This is a genomic window from Streptomyces anulatus (assembly GCF_014650675.1).
GTDB classification, from domain to species: domain Bacteria; phylum Actinomycetota; class Actinomycetes; order Streptomycetales; family Streptomycetaceae; genus Streptomyces; species Streptomyces anulatus.
Window position 1 is genome coordinate 63546 of sequence record NZ_BMVK01000020.1, and the last position, 18649, is coordinate 82194.

General features: G+C 72.9%; 12 protein-coding genes and 1 pseudogene. 9 read left to right on the forward strand and 4 right to left on the reverse strand.

Features of this window, described 5'->3' with window-relative positions; translation table 11 throughout:
- Positions 1 to 143: 143 nt before the first annotated feature.
- Positions 144 to 812, reverse strand: a complete 669-nt coding sequence (locus tag IE272_RS33595) for an MOSC domain-containing protein (protein WP_190009448.1) — start codon at positions 810 to 812, stop codon at positions 144 to 146.
- An 81-nt stretch (positions 813 to 893) separates the two neighbouring features.
- Here IE272_RS33595 and IE272_RS33600 point away from each other — a divergent pair, with 81 nt between their 5' ends.
- A complete protein-coding gene (locus tag IE272_RS33600; RefSeq protein WP_007453083.1) occupies positions 894 to 1784 on the forward strand; it encodes a LysR family transcriptional regulator in 891 nt (296 codons plus the stop codon).
- 139 nt (positions 1785 to 1923) lie between these two features.
- Here the strand turns inward: IE272_RS33600 and IE272_RS33605 are convergent, their stop codons facing one another.
- Positions 1924 to 2250, reverse strand: coding sequence for a WhiB family transcriptional regulator (locus IE272_RS33605; RefSeq protein ID WP_050356926.1), 327 nt, complete (start codon positions 2248 to 2250; stop codon positions 1924 to 1926).
- A gap of 451 nt (positions 2251 to 2701) precedes the next feature.
- Here IE272_RS33605 and IE272_RS33610 point away from each other — a divergent pair, with 451 nt between their 5' ends.
- The 4 genes from IE272_RS33610 to IE272_RS33625 all read left to right on the forward strand — a co-directional run bounded on the left by IE272_RS33610 (position 2702) and on the right by IE272_RS33625 (position 7038).
- Positions 2702 to 3313, forward strand: a complete 612-nt coding sequence (locus IE272_RS33610) for a response regulator transcription factor (RefSeq protein ID WP_003948568.1) — start codon at positions 2702 to 2704, stop codon at positions 3311 to 3313.
- Positions 3314 to 3592: 279 nt separating this feature from the next.
- Positions 3593 to 4168, forward strand: a complete 576-nt coding sequence (locus IE272_RS33615) for a sigma-70 family RNA polymerase sigma factor (protein ID WP_030084428.1) — start codon at positions 3593 to 3595, stop codon at positions 4166 to 4168.
- Between the two features lie 138 nt (positions 4169 to 4306).
- Entirely contained in the window at positions 4307 to 5809 is a 1503-nt protein-coding gene (gene guaB / locus IE272_RS33620) for an IMP dehydrogenase (protein WP_032792621.1), read from the forward strand.
- 104 nt (positions 5810 to 5913) lie between these two features.
- Positions 5914 to 7038, forward strand: coding sequence for a GuaB3 family IMP dehydrogenase-related protein (locus IE272_RS33625; protein WP_007453079.1), 1125 nt, complete (start codon positions 5914 to 5916; stop codon positions 7036 to 7038).
- A gap of 69 nt (positions 7039 to 7107) precedes the next feature.
- On the opposite strand, the gene IE272_RS33630 is transcribed toward IE272_RS33625, so the two are convergent.
- Positions 7108 to 7737, reverse strand: coding sequence for a hypothetical protein (locus tag IE272_RS33630; RefSeq protein ID WP_229897906.1), 630 nt, complete (start codon positions 7735 to 7737; stop codon positions 7108 to 7110).
- Between the two features lie 129 nt (positions 7738 to 7866).
- Positions 7867 to 9129 carry a nucleotide sugar dehydrogenase gene (locus IE272_RS33635; RefSeq protein WP_050356928.1) on the reverse strand — a complete coding sequence of 421 codons (1263 nt, stop codon included), beginning with the start codon at positions 9127 to 9129 and terminating at the stop codon, positions 7867 to 7869.
- A 242-nt stretch (positions 9130 to 9371) separates the two neighbouring features.
- On the opposite strand from IE272_RS33635, the gene IE272_RS33640 reads away from it, so the two are divergent.
- The 4 genes and pseudogenes from IE272_RS33640 to IE272_RS33655 all read left to right on the forward strand — a co-directional run bounded on the left by IE272_RS33640 (position 9372) and on the right by IE272_RS33655 (position 18610).
- Positions 9372 to 11078, forward strand: coding sequence for a glycerol-3-phosphate dehydrogenase/oxidase (locus IE272_RS33640; RefSeq protein ID WP_050356929.1), 1707 nt, complete (start codon positions 9372 to 9374; stop codon positions 11076 to 11078).
- Positions 11079 to 11338: 260 nt separating this feature from the next.
- Positions 11339 to 13431 (forward strand): annotated as a pseudogene (locus IE272_RS33645) (serine/threonine-protein kinase).
- A 235-nt stretch (positions 13432 to 13666) separates the two neighbouring features.
- Entirely contained in the window at positions 13667 to 16702 is a 3036-nt protein-coding gene (locus IE272_RS33650) for a serine/threonine kinase C-terminal domain-containing protein (RefSeq protein WP_190009451.1), read from the forward strand.
- A gap of 183 nt (positions 16703 to 16885) precedes the next feature.
- Positions 16886 to 18610 (forward strand): serine/threonine-protein kinase, encoded by a 1725-nt coding sequence (locus IE272_RS33655; RefSeq protein ID WP_190009453.1) that lies wholly within the window; start codon positions 16886 to 16888, stop codon positions 18608 to 18610.
- Positions 18611 to 18649: the final 39 nt, after the last annotated feature.

Consider the following 18649-nt stretch of genomic DNA (forward strand, 5'->3'; position numbering starts at 1 on the left):
CTCCTCGGGCACAGGTCACTGGTGGTGGACGCGCCGCACACCGGTCCAGTTCCCGCCGCAACGTCCCCGGACCCCGCGGCGGATGATGCCGCGTCACCGGGGCGGGCCGCCGCCCTTCCCGTACGGGACGGCCCGCCCGGTCCTCAGCCCTGCCGCGCGACGTACTCCCGCGCCTTGCGCAGCGCCTCGGGGTGCAGCGCGTCCCCGGCGGCCAACAGCGCGGGCAGCAGGGTGCGTTCGGTCGTCACGGCCCGCAACTGCAGGGCGGCGGTGACCTCGTGGTCCGGCCGGTGCACGATCTCGACGGGATCCCCGGCGCGGACGGCGCCCGGTTCGATCACCCGCAGATACGCGCCGGTGGCGCCCTGCTGGGTGAACCGCCGGACCCATCCCTTCTCCTCGAGGTGGTGGGCGAAGGTCCGGCACGGGATGCGGCCCGAGGTCACCTCCAGCACGAGGTCCGTGCCCACCCGCCAGCGTTCGCCGATCCGCGCGCCGCTGACGTCGAGGCCGAGGGTCGTGAAGTTCTCGCCGAACACCCCGTTGGCCAGCTTCCGGCCGCCCAGCTCCCGCTCCCAGGCGTCCAGCTCCTCCCGGGCGAAGGCGTACACCGCCTGGTCGCTGCCGCCGTGATGACGCAGGTCGCACACCGCGTCCCCGGCCAGCCCGCTGCCGCCGTCGCCCTTGGGTCCGGGGTCGATGACCTCGACGGGGCCCTCCACCGGTCGCTTGTCGATCCCGGTGACGCCCCCCGGGCCGTCGGTCTGCGCGGAGGGGCGAGGTTGCCCGATGTTCACGGTCAGCAGCTTCATACGGTCACGCTAGTCGCCCTCGGGCCCAAAGGCTCCCGTCGTGAATTCGCCCGGACCCCAAGAATTTCTTATGATGGTGGGGTGATCGAAGCTCGCCACCTCCGTGTCCTGCGCGCCGTGTCCACCACCGGCTCGTTCTCCGCCGCAGCCCGCGAACTCGGCTGCACCCAGCCCGCCGTCAGCCAGCAGATGAAGGCCCTGGAGTCCTCCGCGGGCACCACGCTGCTGATCCGCACCGGACGCGAGATGCGCCTCACCCAGGCCGGCGAGGCGCTGGTACGGCACGCCTCCGGCATCCTCGCGGGGCTGACCGCCGCCGAGGAGGAGGTCGCCGCCATCGCCGGGCTGCGGGCCGGCCGGGTCCGGCTGGTCTCCTTCCCCAGCGGCAGCTCCACCCTGGTCCCCGGAGCGCTGGCCGCCCTGCGCGCCGAACACCCCGGCACCCGGGTGTCGCTCGTCGAGGCCGAGCCGCCGCGCTCGGTGGACCTGCTGCGCGAGGGCGACTGCGACATCGCGCTGGCGTTCCGTTACGGGAGCACCGGCGGCGAATGGGACGACCTGGTGGTCCGGCCGCTGCTCACCGACCGGCTGATCGGCCTGGTCCCGGAGGGGCACCGACTGGCGGAGGCGCCGAGCGTCTCCATCGGCGAGCTGGCCGGGGAGTCCTGGATCGCGGGCTGCCCGCGCTGCCGCCGGCAGCTGGTCGAGGTCTGCGAGGAGTCCGGCTTCACCCCGCGCATCGACTTCGCCACGGACGACTACCCGGCGGTGATGGGGCTCGTCGGGGCCGGGCTCGGGGTGGCGGTGCTGCCGGAGCTGGCCGTCGAGTCGGTACGCCCCAAGGGGGCCAGGGCCGTGCCCGTGGAGCCCGCGATCGAGCGGGAGATCGTCGCGCTGACCCTGCCGGACCTGGCCCGGGTCCCGGCGGTGGCGGCCACCCTGGACCAGCTGTCGCGCACGGCCGCCCGCTGAGGCCGGGCGGGGCCGCGGCGCCCGCAGGGCCCCGCGGCCCACGGGCGGTGAGGGGTCCGGCCCCGCTGCGGCTGGTCGCGGGCCGGATGGCTGAAGGTGTCGAAGAAACGTTTCTGCGTTCGGTTGCTGCGTACGGGTGTCAGGTGGCGCCGGGGCCCCCCGCGGTGGGCGCCGCGGTGATCAGCCGGGTTCTGGCCCGGCCCATCAGCTCTTCGCGCTCGTCCTCCGTCAGGCCGCCCCACACTCCGTAGGGCTCCCTCACGGCCAGGGCGTGCGCCGCGCACTCGGCACGTACCGGGCAGCGCATGCAGACCTCTTTGGCGGAGGTCTCGCGGGCGCTCCGGGCCGCGCCGCGCTCACCCTCGGGATGGAAGAACAGGGAGCTGTCCACGCCTCGGCAGGCGGCGAGCAGCTGCCAGTCCCACAGGTCTGCGTTGGGTCCGGGAAGGCGGGAGAAATCTGCCATTGCTTGTCCCCTCGGAGCTGTGCTGCGTCGGAAGCGGCATCTCGACCGTCTGTGATCGACGATCTGTGTGATCGGACCGTCTGTGATCGGTGTGACCGAGGTCTCGACCGTACATCTACGGTGCTAGTAGATGTAAATATGACTGATTGGGAATCTAGCCACAGACACCACTGAAAGGGAAGAAATAGCGCCAAAAAGGGCATGCCAACGAGTGAAGATTCGGTTGACGGGTGAATCACCCGCGCCGTTCTCCTCCGTATACGGCCCTTCACGTAGAGTGCCGAACCCGGCCGCCCGACCCGTAACTCTTTCGAGTGACCGTCGTTAAGGGAACGGATGCGGTTGACGGATATCCGGCTCGGGCACATGTCCGAGGGGGTCAACCGCACAGGTGACGACTTGTATCAGCCTGGAGGCTCAAGGTGACGCGCATCAGCTGCGGAGGACGGTCATGACATCCGTCCTCGTCTGCGACGACTCCCCGCTTGCCCGAGAAGCGCTCCGTCGCGCGGTGGCCACCGTGCCCGGCGTCGAACGCGTGACGACGGCGGCCAACGGCGAGGAAGTCCTCCGCCGCTGGGGTGCCGATCGTTCGGATCTGATTCTGATGGACGTACGCATGCCCGGTCTGGGGGGTGTGGAGACCGTCCGGCGACTGCTCTCCGCCGACCCCGGGGCCCGGATCATCATGCTGACCGTCGCCGAGGACCTGGACGGCGTCGCGCTCGCGGTCGCCGCCGGGGCCCGCGGATATCTGCACAAGGACGCCTCGCGCGCCGAGCTGCGGGCCACCGTCACCCAGGCGCTGGCCGACCCGACCTGGCGGCTCGCCCCGCGTCGGCTGCGGTCCGCCGAGATGGGGGCGGCTCCCACGCTCACCGCGCGGGAGATCCAGGTCCTCGAAGGCATGAGCCACGGCCGCTCCAACGCGGAGATCGGCCGTGAGCTGTTTCTCTCCGAGGACACGGTCAAGACCCACGCCCGGCGCCTGTTCAAGAAGCTCGGGGCCTCGGACCGCGCCCATGCGGTGGCCCTCGGATTCCGCTGGGGCCTGGTCCGCTGACGACCGGCCCGGGCCGCGCCCCGTCCGCAGACCGGCGGACGGGGTCACGGAGCGGGCCACCGGCTCCACACCCCGTATCCGGGCGCCCGCTCAGCGGTGCCATGTGACGCTTCCCGGCCGATGACGCATCCTTGAGTCGTGGAGTTCCTCAGGAACGATTCGGTCGAGCGGAAGGGGAGGGCGCAGGACATGACATCCGGCGCACCCGCTCATAACGCTTCGGTGCACAACTCGGGACGCGATGGAGTGGACCGGGCGGCCTCAGGGCACCATGGTCCGATGCGCGACGACGAAACCACGGTGATCGGTGCCCTCGTGCACCGGGCCGTCGACGGCGACGCGCAGGCCACCCATGATCTGCTGGCCCATGTTCATCCCCTCGCCCTGCGCTACTGCCGCTCCCGGCTGAACCGCCTCCCCGGTGATGCTCGCCACTTCGTGGAGGACCTGGCGCAGGAGGTCTGCGTCGCGGTGCTGATGGCGCTGCCGCGCTACAAGGACACCGGCAGGCCCTTCGAGGCCTTCGTCTTCGCGATCGCCGGGCACAAGGTCGCCGACCTCCAGCGCGCCGCGATGCGCCACCCGGGGTCGACCGCCGTCCCCTCCGACGAGATGCCGGAGAGGCCCGACGACTCCCTCGGCCCGGAGGAGCGCGCCCTGCTCAGCAGCGACGCGGCCTGGGCCAAGAAGCTCCTCGCCAACCTCCCGGAGAACCAGCGTGAGCTGCTGGTCCTGCGCGTCGCGGTCGGGCTGACCGCGGAGGAGACCGGCCAGATGCTCGGGATGTCCCCGGGTGCGGTCCGGGTCGCCCAGCACCGTGCGCTCAGCCGGCTCCGGGCACTCGCCGAGCAGTAGGGCGCCCTCGCCGGCGCTCGTCGGCGGCACTGTAGGAAGCTACAGAACAGCCAGGTGATCTTGATCGTGGAATGAGACGCCCGTGGAGCCCGTTAGCATGGACATCCGCACCGATCAAGGCCATTTGGGGAAGGTGTCATGACTGCAAACGTCGACGGAGTGCCCGAGAAGTTCGCGACGCTCGGGCTGACCTACGACGACGTGCTGCTGTTGCCCGGCGCGTCCGAGGTCCTGCCCAACGCGGTGGACACGTCCACGCTCATCTCGCGCAACGTCCGGGTGAACATCCCCCTGCTCTCCGCCGCGATGGACAAGGTGACCGAGTCCCGCATGGCCATCGCCATGGCCCGTCAGGGCGGCGTCGGCGTGCTGCACCGCAACCTCTCCATCGAGGACCAGGTCAACCAGGTCGACCTGGTCAAGCGCTCCGAGTCGGGCATGGTCACCGACCCGATCACCGTGCACCCCGACGCCACGCTCGGCGAGGCGGACGCGCTCTGCGCGAAGTTCCGCATCAGCGGCGTGCCGGTCACCGACCCCGCGGGCAAGCTCCTGGGCATCGTCACCAACCGCGACATGGCCTTCGAGTCGGACCGGTCGCGCCAGGTGCGCGAGGTCATGACGCCGATGCCGCTCGTCACCGGGCGGGTCGGGATCTCCGGCGTGGAGGCCATGGAGCTGCTGCGCCGCCACAAGATCGAGAAGCTGCCGCTGGTCGACGAGGCGGGCATCCTCAAGGGCCTCATCACGGTCAAGGACTTCAAGAAGGCCGAGCAGTACCCGAACGCCGCCAAGGACGCCGAAGGCCGTCTGCTGGTCGGCGCGGCCGTCGGCGCCAGCCCCGAGGCGCTGGAGCGCGCACAGGCGCTCGCGTCCGCCGGGGTCGACTTCCTGATCGTCGACACCTCGCACGGGCACAACAGCAACGCCCTCGCCTGGATGGCGAAGATCAAGTCGAGCGTCGGCGTCGACGTCATCGGCGGCAACGTCGCCACCCGCGACGGCGCGCAGGCGCTGATCGACGCCGGTGTCGACGGCGTGAAGGTCGGCGTCGGACCCGGCTCGATCTGTACGACCCGCGTGGTGGCCGGCATCGGCGTCCCGCAGGTCACCGCGATCTACGAAGCCGCGCTCGCCGCCCGTGCCGCGGGCATCCCGGTGATCGGCGACGGCGGCCTCCAGTACAGCGGCGACATCGGCAAGGCGCTGGCCGCCGGCGCCGACAGCGTCATGCTGGGCAGCCTCCTCGCGGGCTGCGAGGAGTCCCCGGGCGAGCTGATGTTCATCAACGGCAAGCAGTTCAAGTCGTACCGGGGCATGGGCTCGCTGGGCGCGATGCAGTCCCGCGGACAGGGCCGGTCGTACTCCAAGGACCGCTACTTCCAGGCCGAGGTGTCCTCGGACGACAAGCTCGTCCCCGAGGGCATCGAGGGCCAGGTGCCCTACCGGGGCCCGCTGGCCAACGTCCTCCACCAGCTCGTCGGCGGTCTCCGCCAGACCATGGGCTACGTCGGCGCCGCGTCCGTCGACCAGATGGAGAGCAAGGGCCGCTTCGTCCGCATCACCTCGGCGGGCCTCAAGGAGAGCCACCCGCACGACATCCAGATGACGGTGGAAGCACCGAACTACAGCAGGAAGTAACGCATCACCGCAGGTGAGGGGCGGACCGGAGTTCCCGGTACCGCCCCTCAGGCACGTGTCGGGGATACTGGTCAGCGCAGACGTAGAGGGAAAGGCCACACATCGTGACTGAGATCGAGATCGGGCGCGGCAAGCGCGGCCGCCGGGCTTACGCATTCGACGACATCGCTGTCGTTCCGAGCCGCCGCACCCGGGACCCGAAGGAGGTCTCGATCGCCTGGCAGATCGACGCCTACCGTTTCGAGCTGCCGTTCCTGGCCGCTCCCATGGACTCCGTGGTCTCCCCGCAGCACGCCATCCGGATCGGCGAGCTCGGCGGTCTGGGCGTGCTGAACCTGGAAGGCCTGTGGACCCGGCACGCCGACCCGCAGCCGCTGCTGGACGAGATCGCCGAGATGCCGGTCGAGTCCGCGACCCGCCGGCTCCAGGAGATCTATTCCGCCCCCATCCAGGAGGAGCTGATCGGGCAGCGCATCAAGGAGGTGCGCGACTCCGGCGTCGTCACCGCCGCCGCGCTCTCCCCGCAGCGCACCGCCCAGTTCTCCAAGGCGGTCGTCGACGCGGGCGTCGACATCTTCGTCATCCGCGGTACGACGGTCTCCGCCGAGCACGTCTCGGGCGCGGCCGAGCCGCTGAACCTGAAGCAGTTCATCTACGAGCTGGACGTCCCGGTCATCGTCGGCGGCTGCGCCACGTACACCGCCGCCCTGCACCTGATGCGGACCGGCGCGGCCGGTGTCCTCGTCGGCTTCGGCGGCGGCGCGGCGCACACCACGCGCAACGTCTTCGGTATCCAGGTCCCGATGGCCACCGCCGTCGCGGACGTCGCCGGGGCCCGCCGCGACTACATGGACGAGTCCGGCGGCCGGTACGTGCACGTCATCGCCGACGGCGGCGTCGGCTGGTCCGGCGACCTGCCGAAGGCCATCGCCTGCGGTGCGGACGCCGTGATGATGGGCTCCCCGCTGGCCCGTGCGACGGACGCGCCCGGCCGAGGCCGGCACTGGGGCATGGAGGCCGTCCACGAGGACGTGCCGCGCGGCAAGCTGGTCGACCTCGGTTCGGTCGGGACGACGGAGGAGGTCCTCACCGGTCCTTCGCACACCCCGGACGGCTCGATGAACATCTTCGGCGCCCTGCGTCGCGCGATGGCCACCACCGGCTACAGCGACCTCAAGGAGTTCCAGCGCGTCGAGGTGACGGTGGCGGACTCGCAGCACCGCCGCTGATCCCGTACGTACGCGGAAGGGCCCGGACCGTCTCACGGTCCGGGCCCTTCCGTATGGGTCCCGCGGGTGTCAGCCGGCCTTCTTGGCGCCACCGACGGCGGCGATCGCGCCGAGGGCGAGGAAGAGGTAGGTCATGAAGTCGGCCTCCTGCGACCAGGCCTCCGTCACGGTGCCGAAGTGGTCGCCGACGACCTCGGAGAAGGGGATCTGCGCCAGGTCGGAGAGCACCATCGAGATGCCGACGAGCTGCCCGAGGTAGACGGCGCCGATCGAGAAGACGGCCGCGGCGCCGATGATCGCCGGGTTGGAGCCGCCGATCTTGCTCGACGCGAAGCCGACCAGGAAGCCGACGCCGACCGCCGCGTAGCCGACCTCGCGCTCGATGGAGCCCGCGATCACGCCGTACAGGATGCCCGCGACGATGGCCGCGCCCAGGGCGACCAGCACGCCGAGCAGGATGTTGTTGCGGGCCGGGGGCGCCGGGGCGAAGGGCGCGCCGCCGCCGAACGGGGCGCCCTGGCCGGGCTGCTGACCCGCGAACGGGTTGCCGGTCGGGGCCGGGGGCTGCTGGCCGTACGGGTTGCCGGTCGGTGCGGCGGGGGCGGGCTGGCCCGGCTGGCCGGCGTACGGGTTCCCGTCGACGGGCTGACCGCCGAAGGGCTGCTGGGGCTGGTTCGGCGGCTGCACGGGCTGACTCACGGTGGGGCTCCCCCTGGGATGGCTGCGCACGAGTGTGCGGTTGCGCACATGTGTGCGCGCTGTGACGCCGCAGGGTAGCAGTACGCCCAGGAACCGGTCACCGGCAATCTTTCGACGGTCCGTCACGTCTCAGAGCCGGTGCGCGGCTCCCGCCGGAGTGGCCCCCCGGGTGTCCAGGAGCAGTTGGGCCTTCACCGCGAGGCCCTGGAGGTCGTAGGTGCGGTGCTGCTGGAGCAGGACGGTCAGGTCGGCCGCGGCCGCCGCCTCGTACAGCGAGTCGGCGCGCGGGACGGGCCGTTCGCGCACCCGCCAGTCCAGGACGTGCGGGTCGTGGTAGCCGATCTGGGCGCCCATGTCCATCAGCCGGGTGGCGATCTCGCGGGCGGGGGCGGCCTCCTGGTCGGCGCTGTCCGGCTTGTAGGTGACGCCGAGCAGCAGCACGCGCGCGCCCCGGACGGACTTGCCGTGCTCGTTCAGGAGGGTCGCGCAGCGCTGGATGACGTAACTGGGCATCCGGTCGTTGATCTCCTGCGCCAGCGAGACCATCCGCAGCGGGTGCCCGGGGGTGCGGGTGCTGTAGGGCAGGAAGCCCGGGTCCACCGGGACGCCGTGCCCGCCGACGCCGGGTCCCGGCCGGAAGGGCTGGAAGCCGAACGGCTTGGTCTCGGCGCACCGGATGACGTCCCAGAGGTCGACGCCGAGGTCGTGGCAGAGCACCGCCATCTCGTTGACCAGGGCGATGTTGACGTGCCGGAAGTTGGTCTCCAGCACCTTCGTCATCTCCGCCTCGCGCGGGCCCCGGGCCCGTACGACCTTGTCGGTGAGCCGGCCGTAGAAGGCGGCGGCCGACTCGGTGCAGGCGGGGGTGAGGCCGCCGATGACCTTGGGGGTGTTGGCCAGGACGTGGGTGCGGTTGCCGGGGTCGAGCCGGCTCGGCGAGCAGGCGAGGTGGAAGTCGCGTCCGGCGACGAGCCCCGAGCCCTCTTCGAGCAGGGGGCGCAGCACGTTCTCGGTGGTGCCGGGCGGCACGGCGGACTCCAGCAGCACGGTGGTGTGCGGGCGCAGCCGGGCCGCGAGCGCGCGGGCGGCGTCGCCGAGCGCGGTGAGGTCGATCGTCCGGTCGGGGCCGAGCGGGGTGGGGGAGCAGATCACGGCGGTACGGACCCGGCCCAGCTCGGCGGCGTTGGTGGTGGGCCGGAAGCCGCCGGAGAGCATGCGGCGGATCTCGGACGCGGTGAGGGTGCCCTCGACGGGGCTGCGGCCCGCTCTGAGTTCCGCGTAGGGGCGTGGGTCGGGGTCGTAGCCGACGGTGTCGATTCCGGCGGTCACGGCGGCCTGGGCGAGGGGCAGGCCGAGGTGACCGAGTCCGATGACGGCGAGGTCTGCGGGCATACAGGAAGACCCCCTAAGTGCGGAGAGCGAAGATCGCAACTGCTGTGGACAGCGCAATGTCAGACTAGGCGTAAATATGACCTATATGTCGCATTGCGTGGCTCCGGATGCCCGGGTGTTGTCCACAGGCGGTGGCTGAACTCGGGGAGCGCGGACAGAATCGAGAGGTGGACACGGGCGGCCGGCCCCTCGGCCGGGTGGCACTCCCGTGTCCGACCACCCCGATCCACCGGGAGGCAGCAGTGAGGACAGCGACACTGGGACCCGCCGAGCGCACCGTCGCGCTCGCCGCCATGGCCGAGCGCGAACTGGACGTGCTGGTCGTGGGGGCGGGCGTGGTCGGCGCGGGCACGGCGCTGGACGCCGCCACCAGAGGCCTCTCGACCGGTCTGGTCGAGGCGCGCGACTGGGCGTCCGGCACATCGAGCAGGTCGAGCAAGCTGATCCATGGCGGTCTGCGCTATCTGGAGATGCTCGACTTCGCCCTGGTCCGGGAGGCGCTCAAGGAGCGCGGGCTGCTCCTGGAACGGCTTGCCCCGCATCTGGTGAAGCCCGTGCCCTTCCTCTACCCCTTGCAGCACAAGGGCTGGGAGCGGCTCTACGCCGGCTCCGGCGTCGCGCTGTACGACGCGATGTCGGTCTCCTCCGGCCACGGCCGCGGCCTCCCCGTCCACCGCCACCTCTCCCGCAAGCACGCCCTGCGGGTCGCCCCGGCGCTGAAGAAGGACGCCCTGGTCGGCGCCCTCCAGTACTACGACGCCCAGATGGACGACGCCCGCTTCGTCACCGAGCTGGTGCGCACCGCCGCGTCCTACGGGGCCCAGGTGGCGAACCGGGCCCGGGTGGTCGGCTTCCTCCGCGAGGGCGAGCGGGTCGTGGGCGCACTCGTGCAGGACGTCGAGGGCGGCACGGAGTACGAGATCCGGGCCAAGCAGGTGGTCAACGCGACCGGCGTGTGGACCGACGACACCCAGGGGCTCATCGGCGAGCGCGGGCAGTTCCACGTCCGGGCCTCCAAGGGCATCCACCTGGTCGTCCCCAAGGACCGCATCCACTCCTCCACCGGCCTCATCCTGCGCACCGAGAAGTCCGTCCTCTTCGTCATCCCCTGGGGCCGGCACTGGATCATCGGCACCACGGACACCGACTGGGACCTGGACAAGGCCCACCCGGCCGCCTCCAGCGCCGATATCGACTACCTCCTCCAGCACGTCAACTCCGTCCTGAACACCCCGCTGACCAGGGACGACGTCCAGGGCGTCTACGCCGGACTGCGACCGCTGCTGGCCGGCGAGTCGGACGCCACCAGCAAGCTGTCGCGCGAGCACACGGTGGCCCACCCCGCTCCCGGCCTGGTCGTCGTGGCGGGCGGCAAGTACACGACGTACCGGGTCATGGCCAAGGACGCGGTGGACGAGGCGGTGCACGGCCTCGACCAGCGGGTCGCCGCCTGCGTCACCGAGGACACCCCGCTCCTGGGAGCTGAGGGGTACAAGGCCCTGTGGAACGCGCGCGCCCGGATCGCGGCCCGGACCGGACTCCATGTCGCCCGGGTGGAGCACCTGCTCAACCGGTACGGCTCAATGACCGAGGAAATTCTGGAACTGATCCTCGCCGATCCCACCCTGGGCGAACCCCTGCCCGCCGCCGACGACTATCTGCGCGCCGAGATCGTCTACGCGGCCTCCCACGAGGGCGCCCGCCATCTCGACGACGTGCTGACCCGGCGCACCCGGATCTCCATCGAGACCTTCGACCGGGGCACCCGCAGCGCCCGGCTCTGCGCGGAGCTGATGGCGCCGGTGCTGGGCTGGGACGAGGGGCGGATCGACCGGGAGGTCCAGCACTACGAGAAGCGGGTGGAGGCCGAACGCGAATCGCAGCGGCAGCCCGACGACCTCACGGCGGACGCGGCCCGGCTCGGCGCACCGGACATTGTGCCGATCTAGGACACGCCCCCCGGTGACCGCGGAGCCCCTGTGCCGCGGTCACCGCCCTGCTTCACCGGGCCAGTTGGGCTCCGGCGGCCAGGTGGAGCGGGGGCGGACGCCCGGACCGGCCTGGACGGGGAGCCCGGGTTGGTAGGAGGCTGTGGGGACTTCCCTCTCCGGGTCGCGGCGCGGCGGACCCCGGACCCGGCACCAGGACCGGTCCCGGGGTGAGGGACAATGAACGCTCTGCCAGGGCGGGTTGATCGCAGAGGGGACGCATGTCGGAGGCGGAGCAGGCACGAGAGCCCCAACGGGACAAGAACGGTCGTCTCCTCGCGGGGCGCTACCGGCTCGGTGAGGTGCTCGGCCGAGGCGGCATGGGTACGGTCTGGCGCGCCGACGACGAGACGCTCGGCCGCACGGTCGCGGTCAAGGAACTGCGGTTCCCGTCCGCGATCGACGAGGACGAGAAGCGCCGGCTGATCACGCGCACCCTGCGTGAGGCCAAGGCGATCGCACGGATCCGCAACAACAGCGCGGTGACCGTCTACGACGTGGTCGACGAGGACGACCGCCCGTGGATCGTCATGGAGCTGATCGAGGGCAAGTCGCTCGCCGAGGCGATCCGCGAGGACGGCACGCTGACGCCTAGGCGGGCCGCCGAGGTCGGGCTCGCCATCCTCGACGTGCTGCGCTCGGCGCACCGCGAGGGCATCCTGCACCGCGACGTGAAGCCGTCCAACGTGCTGATCGCCGAGGACGGGCGCGTCGTGCTCACCGACTTCGGCATCGCCCAGGTCGAGGGGGACCCGTCGGTCACCTCCACCGGCATGCTCGTCGGCGCCCCCTCGTACATCTCGCCGGAACGGGCCCGCGGTCACAAGCCGGGCCGCCCGCGGACCTGTGGTCGCTCGGCGGACTGCTGTACGCGAGCGTCGAGGGCTGCCCGCCGTACGACAAGGGCTCGGCCATCGCCACCCTCACGGCCGTGATGACCGAACCGCTCGACCCGCCGAAGAACGCCGGTCCGCTCACCGAGGTCATCTACGGGCTGCTCGCCCGCGACCCCGACCAGCGCCTCGACGACGCCGGGGCACGGGCGTTGCTCAACGACGTCATCAACGCCCCCGACGTTCCCGCGCCGGCCCCCGCGGACTCCACCCAGATCATGGCGCTGCCGCCGACGCCCGCCGCCGACCCCCTCGTCAAGCGGACGCCGAAGCAGCCCAAGGCCCCCAAGCCGCCGAAGCAGTCCACCGGGTCGGGCGAGTCCGGCGAGGGCGCCCGCGACCGGCTGCGCGGAGCCCTGCGCTCCGTGCGCAACGCGAAGACCCCGGCGGCGGCCGCGGGGGCCGCCGCGGGCGCGGTCGCGGCGTCGGCGAGCTCTCCGGCCGCCGCTGCCGGCGGCTCGCCCGTCGCCCCGCCCAAGCCTCCGTCGCCGCCCGGGACTTCCACCCCGGGCGCCAAGCCCGCCGCGTCCGCGACCGTGGGCGCCCCGAAGCCGGCGACGGCGGCGAGTGCTTCCGTACCGGGGCAGCGCCCGCCGTCCTCGGCCGCGTCCACGCGTGCCTCGATCACCGACGTGGTGCCCCGGCGCACCCTCGCGATCATCGCGGCCGTCCTCGCGCTGGCGGTTCTCGGCACGGTCCTCGCGCTCACTCTCGGCGGCGACGACGCGGACAAGGGCGGCGGCAAGGGCGACACCGCCGCGTCGGCCGGAGCCTCGTCCGGGGGCGCCGACGACAAGGGCGACGACACCGGCGGCGGTTCGGCCGGCGAGAAGGGCGGCGGCCAGAAGGAGGGTCAGGGCACGGACGACGGCCGGGCCTCCGAGGACCCGTCCGGCGACGACGCCGACGACTCCGGGGCCGACGACCCCAAGGACGACGGGGCGGACCCGGGCGACGCCCTGCCCGCCGGGTACGAGAAGGTCACCGACGACCGGTTCCACTTCACCATGGCGATGCCCGGGGGCTTCAAGCGCACCGCCATCGCGGGCAGCAACTCCGGCGGCATCTACAACGACAAGCAGGGCAGCTTCCCCCGCGTCCAGGTCGACTTCAACAACTCGCCCAAGGACGACGCGGCGGCCGCCTGGCGCGGGGCCGTCGCGAGCGCCAAGGTCCTCAGCGACGGCTACAAGCACGGCGGCATAAAGAAGGTCGAGTACAACGGCTATCCGACCGTCGCGGACTGGACGTTCGAACGCAACCACAACGGCGTCCGGGTCAAGGTGCTCAACCGGGGCTTCAAGGTGGACGCCGGGCGCGGCTACTCGATCATGATCAGCTGCAAGGTGGACGAGTGGGAGGGCGACGAGTGCCGGACGCTGCGCGAAACGGCGTTCGCCACGTTCACGCCCACGGGCTGACCGCCCGGCAGGCCCGGGAACCGGCCGCCCGGCACGCCCGGGAACGGCCGATGGGAAACGTTTGTGCGGGCCGGGTTGGCGCGACCCGGCCCGTCGGCCCGCGTTGCCACGTATCGTAAGAGGCCGGAGACCGTACGCAGCCGGAACGGCGGGTCAATTGCCCGCCGGACGACCGTGACTGACGGATTGGCGCGGCTCCGACGGCCGGGGGAAGAGCGCGCTCTGGGGAGGCGTCGTGGACGACTATGCGGGTCGGGTGCTTGCCGACCGCTACCGCCTTCCGCTGCCCCCGTCCGATGGGTACGAACTGGTCGAGACCCGGGCGTTCGACACATACAGCGGGCAGGAAGTCCTGGTCCGCCAGGTGCCGTTGCCGGAGATCGTGGACGCGGAGGTGCTCGACGCCGACGGTCAGCCCTCGGCGTCCGGACGCGCCACCGGGCGTGCGGTCCGCCGCAGCACGGACCCCGCGGTCCGCAGGGCGATCGAGGCCGCGCAGGCCGCCGCCCAGGTGCCCGACCACCCTCGGCTCGACCAGGTCTTCGACGTGTTCGCCGAGGCGGGCTCGCTGTGGATAGTGAGCGAGCTCGTCGCGGCCCGCCCGCTCGCCGCCCTCCTCGCCGAACGGCCCCTCAACCCCTACCGTGCGGCCGAGATCGGCTCCGACGTGCTCACCGCGCTGCGGGTGCTGCACGCCCACGGCTGGACCCACCGCAACATCACCGTGCGCACGGTCCTGGTGTGCGACGACGGCCGTGTCATGCTCACCGGTCTCGCCGCGGGCGCCGCCGAGGAGGCGCTCTGCGGCTACGCCCCCGGACCGGAGCCCGACGCCGACCCGATGGCGGGGCCCACGACGTACGGCATCCCGGCCGTCGAGCCCGCCCCGCCGAGGGAGCCGGGCGGCGCCCGGGCGCTCCCGCCGGCCAGGGGCGAAGCGGAGTACGCGGCCGTCGAGGGCTACGGGACCGGCGAGGACGACGAGGGCTACGCGGCCGTCGAGGAGTACGCGGACGTCCAGGAGTACGCGGACGTCCAGGAGTACGCCGAGGACGGCGGCGGCGAGGACCGCGAGGGCCGGGAGCTTCCCGTCGCGTCGCTGCCGCAGGGGTACGCACCGCGCCGGCCCGACGACCGGGACGACGACCGGCCCGAGGGACGGTACGACCTGCCGCCGGGCCGGGAAGCCGAGCCCTTCGCGTCGCACGCCGGGCAGGAGATCGTCCCGCGCCCCGCCGCCCCCGCCGTCCCGTACACCGCCGTGCCGCCCGCCGCCGAGCCCGGCGCCGCGAGCGCCGCGCAGCTGCGGGCCGCGCGCGCCGGAGCCATCGCCGCCTACCGGGCGGGCGCTCGGGCCGCCGCCCGGGTCACCGAGGACCGGCAGCAGGCCGACCGCGCCCCGGCCGACCTCACGAAGACGCCGCCGGAAGGGCGCGCCCCGGGCGCCCGCGGCATCACTGGTGCCGGAGCCGGTGCCGAAGCGGACGCGGATGCCGACACCGGCGTTCTCCCGCTCCAGCGCCCCGCGCCCGACGCCCCCGTGACCCCCCGGCTGACCGCCCCCTGGGGCGCCCCCGCCGAGGACCCCTACGACGACGAGGACGACGAGGACGACGACGGCCCCCGCCCGCCCGGCCGCCGCGTCCACCTCGCCGGGACCTGGGACGACGGGCCCGGTGCGCGTCCCGTCTCCGCGGGCGGCTCCGGCGAGGACGCGCTGCGCGCCGACTCCCGACGGCCCGGCCCGCCGGCCCCGGCCGCCCCCAAGCAGCTCGCCCGTACCGCCCCGCCCCGGGACGGGCGGACCGCCCCGGGGGCCTGGGAGGAGGCCGTCGCGGGCGGCGACGAGCCCGCCGTCTACCGGGGCCCCGCCACCCCGCTCGCCGCCGAACGCGCCCGCCAGGCGCGGATCGCCGTCGTCGGAGCCGTCACCGAGCGCTGGGCCCCCGAGCAGGCGGGCCCGGTCCACGAGAACTGGCAGCTCGCGCCCCCGATCGGCCCCTCCACCGACCTGTGGGCGCTCGGCGCGCTGCTCTACCGTGCAGTCCAGGGACACGCGCCCTACCCCGAGGAGAACGCGGCCGAACTCGTCCAGATGGTGTGCGGGGAGCCGCCCGCCTTCGCGGAGGAGTGCGGCGCGCTGCGGCCCGTCGTCGAGTCGCTGCTGCGCCAGGACCCCACGGAGCGGCCGGACTTCGAGGAGCTGAGCGGCTGGCTGCGCTCACTGGTGCGCTCCGCGCCGGAGCCGGAGGCGGGCGCCGACGTCGTACCGCTGCCCGCGCCCGACGCCACCCGGCTCCCCGTCGTACGCCGTCGGGGCGAGCTGGTCCGCCGGCGCCGGGGCCGTTTCGGCGGCGGCTCGGCGCAGGGCAGGCACCGCCAGGGGAAGCGGCAGCAGCCGCCGAAGCAACGCGGCGGCGGCCATCAGGGGGACCGGCAGGACTCGCTGCTGCCGCCCGACCGGTCCGTGCGCAGGCCCGTGGAGAGCTGGGAGGAGGAGCGCCCGGCCCGCGCACCGCGTGCGCCCAAGGGTCCCCGGGTGCTGCGGGAGCCGCCGCGCCGGGGCGAGGAGTCCTCCTCGCCGCGCAGTCTGGGCCGGCTGCTGCTCGTCCTCATCCTGCTGCTGATGGCCGCGGCCGTCGCGTACGCGGTGATGTTCCTGCCGAAGCAGGAGGCGGGCGACGGCGGGGCTCCGGCATCGCCCACCGGCTCCGCCGCACCGCCCGCCGCCTCGGGGGAGCCCGGCCCGTCCGCCTCGGCGGACGGATCCGCCGATCCCGGCTCCCAGCAGCCGCAGACCAGCCGGTCGGCGGTGGCGCTCGCCCCCGGCTACGCGCTCCGCAAGGACGCGGAGGGCTTCGAGGTCGGCGTACCGAAGGACTGGCAGCGCAGCCCCGCCAACGCGGACCGGCAGATCCGCTACGGCAGCGACGGGTTCACCCTGCTCGTGGTGCCCGGCCGGGACACGGTGAAGGCGGGAGGCGCCGATCCGCTGGACTACCAGCGGGACAAGGAGCCCGAGCTCCAGCCGTTCCGTGACTCCACCTGGTCCTCCTCGTCCGGACTGCGCCGGGTCGACGTCGGCCGGCAGGCCATGGCCGAGGGGCAGTTCACCTGGCAGGAGAGCGGCGGGCGCGAGGTGTTCGTCCGCAATCTCGCCATGATCGTCGACGGCAGGTACCACGTCATCCAGGTCATCGGGCCCGAGAGCGGCCGGGACAGGGTCACCGAGATCTACGAGCAGGCCATCGCCTCGTACCGGGTCACCTGACCGCCGGTCACACCCGAGCGCGTGCACGTGCTCGCCTGACCGCACGTCATCGCCGCTGCCCCGTCACGGGTGTTGTGCGGTGCCGACAACCATCACAGTGCGGTCTCGTGGGCGATCCCCCGTTCCGCCTCGCCGCTCCGCCTCCGTAATCTGGCAATTCGAGGAACGGGGCGGGGACATCACGTGGATCGATCACAGAGCACGGACGCGGGACTGGTGCTGGCGGGGCGTTACCGGCTGGGCGACGTCCTCGGCCGGGGCGGCATGGGCAAGGTCTGGCGCGCCCACGACGAGGTGCTGCACCGCACGGTCGCCGTCAAGGAGTTGACCGCCGGGCTGTACGTCGCCGAGGCCGACCGGCTGGTCCTGCACGCCAGGACGCAGAAGGAGGCGCGGGCGGCGGCGCGCATCACGCACCCCGGCGTCGTCACCGTCCACGACGTGATCGAGTACGACAACCGCCCCTGGATCGTCATGCAGTACGTCGACGGGCCCTCGCTCGCCGACTCCGCCAAGGAGAGCGGCGAGGTCGCCCCGCGCGAGGCGGCCCGCATCGGGCTGCACGTGCTGAGCGCCCTGCGCGCCGCCCACAGCGCCGGGGTGCTGCACCGCGACGTCAAGCCGGGCAACGTCCTGCTGGCCCGCGACGGGCAGGTCCTCCTCACCGACTTCGGGATCGCGGCGATCGAGGGCGACTCCACCATCACCCGTACCGGCGAACTGGTCGGCTCCATCGACTACCTGGCCCCGGAACGGGTACGCGGCGGCGACCCCGGACCGGCCTCCGACCTCTGGTCGCTGGGCGCGACGCTGTACACCGCGGTCGAGGGGACCTCCCCGTTCCGCCGTACGTCCCCGATCTCCACGATGCAGGCCGTCGTCACCGAGGAGCCGCCCGCCCCGGTCAACGCCGGTCCGCTCGGCGCCGTGATCATCGCGCTGCTCCGCAAGGACCCGGACGACCGGCCCACCGCCGCCCAGACCGAGCAGATGCTGCTGGACGCCATGGACGGCCGCGAACCCCGCGCCGCCCAGGCGCACGTGCCGACCCAGCGCTTCCCCGAGGACGCCCGGTACCGCCACCAGGACGCGAACGGCCCCGACGGCCCCAACCCCGCCCACGGCTCCGACGGCGCCACCGCCCGGCTGCCCGGAGCGACCCCCTCCACGACGGCGCCGCCCGCCCCCGGCCCGGACGCCGCCGCCCCGGTCACCGCTCCCGCCTCCGCCCCGGTGACCCGGCGCGCCGGATCCCGGTGGCGCACGGTGCTCGTCGTGGTCGTCGCCGCCGCCGTCCTGGGGGGAGGGGCCGGGCTGTTCGCGATGAAGTACCGGGAGGGCTCGGACACCCCCGGCTCCACGAGCGGCGGTACGGCCGCCGGCCGCACACCGTCCGCGGAGCAGACCTCCCCGGAGCCCCCTGCCACATCGGAGGGGACACCGGAGATACCTGACGGCTGGCACCGGGTCGACGACCCGGCGGGGTTCAGCCTGGTCGTGCCGGTGGACTGGACCCGGCAGGTCCAGGACGGCCAGATCGACTACACGCCGGACGGCGGGGCCCACCGCATCCGCATCAGCGTCGACCCGGCCCCGGACTTCGACCATCCGTATCTGCACATGGAGAACATGGAGGAGCAGCTCTCCGAGCGGCTGCCGGGCTACCAGCGGATCGGGATGGAGAAGAACAGCTTCCGCGACCGGCCGGGCGCCCTCTGGGAGTTCACCTGGAACGAGACCAAGGACCACCCGGGACCCCGGCACGGGATCGACCAGATGTATTACGGGGGTTCCGGCGGCCCCGAGTACGCGCTGTATCTGACGGCTCCGCAGGAGGGCTGGGAGGCCAGCCGCGAGAAGTTCGACATCATGCTGCGCAGTTGGAGCGCCCCGAAGCCCCAGCAGTGAGCAGGGCGCGCGGCGAGCGCCCGATGCTCCGGCCCGGTC

Coding starts and splice junctions, on each gene's coding strand:
- IE272_RS33595 (WP_190009448.1), bottom strand. CDS start 812: ATGAAGCTGCTGACCGTGAACATCGGGCAACCTCGCCCCTCCGCGCAG.
- IE272_RS33635 (WP_050356928.1), bottom strand. CDS start 9,129: ATGCCCGCAGACCTCGCCGTCATCGGACTCGGTCACCTCGGCCTGCCC.
- IE272_RS33610 (WP_003948568.1), top strand. CDS start 2,702: ATGACATCCGTCCTCGTCTGCGACGACTCCCCGCTTGCCCGAGAAGCG.
- IE272_RS33605 (WP_050356926.1), bottom strand. CDS start 2,250: ATGGCAGATTTCTCCCGCCTTCCCGGACCCAACGCAGACCTGTGGGAC.
- guaB (WP_032792621.1), top strand. CDS start 4,307: ATGACTGCAAACGTCGACGGAGTGCCCGAGAAGTTCGCGACGCTCGGG.
- IE272_RS33615 (WP_030084428.1), top strand. CDS start 3,593: ATGCGCGACGACGAAACCACGGTGATCGGTGCCCTCGTGCACCGGGCC.